Source organism: Anaeromyxobacter sp. PSR-1 (assembly GCF_000964525.1).
Lineage (GTDB): Bacteria > Myxococcota > Myxococcia > Myxococcales > Anaeromyxobacteraceae > Anaeromyxobacter.
Window position 1 is genome coordinate 1 of sequence record NZ_BAZG01000308.1, and the last position, 2,738, is coordinate 2,738.

Here is a 2,738-nt window from a genome sequence, read left to right on the forward strand (position 1 = left end):
CGCGCCCTCCGCTCAGCCGGTCCGCGCCACCGGCGGCGGCGTGAAGCCCTGCAGCTCCCGGTAGCGCCGGATGGCGTCGGCGGGCGCGCCGTCGTGGCACACGCCGCCCCGATGCAGGAGCAGCACCCGCCGGCACACCGCCGCCACCTGGTCCATCTGGTGCGAGACGAGGAACAGCGTGGTCCCGCCGGCGAGCAGCGCGCGGATCCGCTCCAGGCAGCGCGCCTGGAAGCGCTCGTCGCCCACCGCCAGCACCTCGTCCACCACCAGGATCTCCGGCTCGACGTCCACCGCGATGGCGAACCCGAGCCGCGCGTACATGCCGGAGCTGTAGTTCTTCACCGGCACGTCCTCGAAGCCCTCCAGCTCGGCGAACGCGAAGATCCGCTCCAGCCGCCGGGCCATGTCGCGCCGGGCCCGGCCCATCAGCGCGCCGTTCAGGAACACGTTGTCGCGCCCGGACAGCTCGGGGTCGAACCCGGCGGCGAGCTCGATGATGGGCGCCACCCGCCCCTCCACCCGCACCCGGCCCTCGGTCGGGCGCAGCACGCCGGCCGCCAGCTTGAGGAGCGTGCTCTTCCCCGAGCCGTTCGCGCCGACCAGCCCCACCGCCTCGCCCGGGCGCACCTCGAAGGTCACGCGGCGGAGCGCCCACAGCTCGTCCGCCTCGCGCAGGTGCCGGAACCCGCCCAGCACCGCCTCCTTGAGCGAGCGCACCCGCTCCCGGTGCAGGCGGTAGCACATCCCCACGTCGTCGAAGGTGATCGTCCCGGTCATGTCAGAGGTGGTGGATGTGGCCGTGCTCGCAGCGGGTGAACACCGCGGCGCCGAGCGCGAGCGAGCCGAGCGCGGCGAGCACCGCGACCGCGACGGTGGCCGGCGCGGGGGAGCGCCCCTCGTACACGGCGTCCTGGAAGAGCCGCACGATGGGCGCGGCGGGGTTCGCGGCGAGCACCGCGCGCAGCGCGGGCACCGGGAGCTGCTCGAGGAAGCTCGCCGGGTAGAACACCGGCGTCACGTAGAACCAGACCTGGAACAAGAGCTCGACGAGGTGGCGCAGGTCGCGGAAGAACACCGTCGCCGAGGAGAGCAGCAGCGCGAGCCCGGCCGTGAACGCGGTCGCGCAGGCGAGCGCGAGCGGGAGCCACGCCCAGCTCGCGCCGGGCGGCCGGCCGGCGGCGAACGCCAGGAGCGCCAGCGCGGGGAGCGAGAGCAGCGCGTCGGCGAGCTTCGAGCCCACCACCGCGAGCGGGTACACCGCCTGCGGCACGGCCACCTTCCGGATGAGCGACTGGTTCCCGACCAGCGCGGTGGACGCGCCGGTCGTCCCCACCGCGAGCAGCGACCACGGGAGCAGCCCGCACAGGACGAAGAGCGGGTAGTCGGGGACGCCGATCCGCAGGATGGTCGAGAACACCAGGGTGTAGACGACCATCTGGAGCAGCGGGTTGAGCAGCGTCCAGATCATCCCGAGGACGCTGCGCTTGTAGCGGACCTTGAGGTCGCGCAGCACCAGCAGCGCGAGCAGCTCGCGGAAGCGCCAGACGTCGGCGGCGGCGCGCGCCAGCGCGGGCGCCGCGGGGGGCGCGGCGGGGCGGGTCGGCGAGGCGGAGGGAGAGAGCGCGGTCACGTCCGAGGGAACGTAGGCGTCGATCGCTCGCCCGGGCACCCGCCTGCCCCGCGCGGTCGTGCGTCCCGGCTCAGGAGACGGCCCGCAGCACGGGCCGCTCGCGGGACGCCCCGCCGGAGCGCGGGTGCGCCAGCACGGCGGCCGCCGCGAGCAGGAACCCGTTCGCGTACAGCGGCTCCATGGCCCACAGGACGTCGTGGACGAGCGCGTTCACGCTCAGTGCGGCGAGGGCCGCTAGCGCCCCGGCCGAGGCGGCGCGGGCGAGCGCGTCGCCGGCCCGGCGGGCGCGCAGGAACGCGCGCACCAGCAGCGCCACCCAGGCGAGCACCGCGCCGGCGAGCAGCGGGCCGCCCTCGGCCCAGGCGGAGAGCGGCGTGTCGTGGCACCAGGAGCGCACCGGGGTGTCGGCGCTGTAGGTCTCGTAGTAGCGCCGGCCCACCACGGGGAGCGCCTTGTAGCCGACCCCGGTGAGCGGGTGATCGGCGATCACCGCCCGGCAGGCGCGCCAGATGGCGGCCCGGTCGGCGTTGGTGTCGGCGGAGAAGGCCCGCTCCAGCCGGACGCGCAGGTCGGGGACGGCGCAGCCGGCCGCCACCGACGCGGCGATGGTGAGCGGCAGCGCGACGCGCCGGACCCGCCGCCCCGCCGAGAGCGCCAGCGCCACCGCGGCCACGGCGAGGCCGGCCCAGGCCGCGCGCGAGGTGGTGAGCACCACCGCCCAGGCGGCGCCCCCGCGCCGAGCGCGAGCGCGAGCCGGGTGCGCCGGCGCAGCGGCGCCAGCAGCGCGAGCGCGGCCGCCAGCGCGGCGAGCGGCGTGAGCGAGAGCGCCAGCCGCGTGTACCAGCTGAACAGGCCGACCGCCCCGTAGCGCCCGGTGGGCACGTCGAGCGGGCCGACCCCGGTGTAGAGCGTGGCGCGCAGCGGCGCGTCGCGCAGGCCGAGCGCGTGGAGCAGGTCGAAGCCGGTCCGGTGCTGCGCCCAGGCGATCGACGCGGGCACGAGCGCCGCCACTGCCCAGGCCACCACCAGCGCGAGCGCCCGGCGCCGCGGCGCCTCGGGATCCTCGCCGGGATCGCCGCGCTCGATCGCGAGCAGGAGCACGAGCGGG

At 76.6% G+C, this 2,738-nt stretch carries 3 protein-coding genes; all 3 read right to left on the bottom strand.

The window, feature by feature from the left end:
• Positions 1-12 precede the first annotated feature (12 nt).
• The 3 genes from PSR1_RS22770 to PSR1_RS24755 all read right to left on the bottom strand — a co-directional run bounded on the left by PSR1_RS22770 (position 13) and on the right by PSR1_RS24755 (position 2,342).
• A complete protein-coding gene (locus PSR1_RS22770) occupies positions 13-777 on the bottom strand; it encodes an ABC transporter ATP-binding protein (RefSeq protein WP_059439583.1) in 765 nt (254 codons plus the stop codon).
• 1 nt (position 778) lies between these two features.
• The gene (locus PSR1_RS22775) at positions 779-1,630 is read right to left on the bottom strand and encodes an ABC transporter permease (protein ID WP_059439584.1); all 852 of its coding nucleotides are present in this window, start codon (positions 1,628-1,630) and stop codon (positions 779-781) included.
• A gap of 70 nt (positions 1,631-1,700) precedes the next feature.
• Positions 1,701-2,342 (bottom strand): O-antigen ligase, encoded by a 642-nt coding sequence (locus PSR1_RS24755; protein WP_237758213.1) that lies wholly within the window; start codon positions 2,340-2,342, stop codon positions 1,701-1,703.
• Positions 2,343-2,738: the final 396 nt, after the last annotated feature.